The sequence below is a fragment of the Mesorhizobium sp. M7A.F.Ca.MR.148.00.0.0 genome (assembly GCF_003997735.1).
Lineage (GTDB): Bacteria > Pseudomonadota > Alphaproteobacteria > Rhizobiales > Rhizobiaceae > Mesorhizobium.
The window spans coordinates 1-647 of record NZ_RZTB01000352.1; the positions used below are offsets into that span (position 1 = coordinate 1).

1 pseudogene is annotated in these 647 nt (G+C 58.6%); it reads right to left on the reverse strand.

Going from position 1 to position 647, the window contains the following annotated elements:
* A pseudogene (locus EOB49_RS34455) lies at positions 1-249 on the reverse strand (phosphoesterase PA-phosphatase); the annotation flags it as partial.
* Positions 250-647 lie beyond the last annotated feature (398 nt).

Below are 647 nucleotides of genomic sequence, written 5' to 3' on the forward strand. Positions count from 1 at the left end.
GGCTCCCTTCAACACACCGATCGCGGATATGAAGGCAAGACCCGCACCCAGGCCATTCAGGCTGTTGGCAATGCGTTCGGCATCGCCAAAGAATCTACCCAGTGACTTGAGGAAGGTGTGCAGCGGTTCGGTTTCCCGCTGGACCAGCGCAAGGTGGAAAAGCGTCCCAAGTGCAAGGGCTGAGCCGCAAATCCAGAAGGCGATGAAAAGATACCCGGCGTATTCCGCCAGAACGCCGAAATCCGGCATGTTTCCAGTGTGCCACCCGACTGCGCTTGCCAGAAGCAGCGCAGCGGTAGCCATAGCGCCATAGCGTGCAGCAGCCGGTGTCGCCAAAAGGCATCCGCCAAGATGCCAGGAAAAGCACGTCCGACGATGGCCCCCGTCAGTGGGGCCGATGCTGCAACCGAATGTTCCATGGTTTTGAAGCCCACAGCTCGCCACGCCGCTACCATTTTACCGTGAGACGGTTCAATATTTCCTAATCAGACGATTAGAGTTGCAAACGGTTGAGTCCCGGCGCCGGCACGGCCGGGCACTAGACCGTCTTCTGGGCTGAACGGCGCTTGTCAGTTCGATATTCTCGACCCGGTCCGCCACATCGGCTGACCTCGCGTTTCTCAATTTTCGAGCGCAGTCCGGATCTT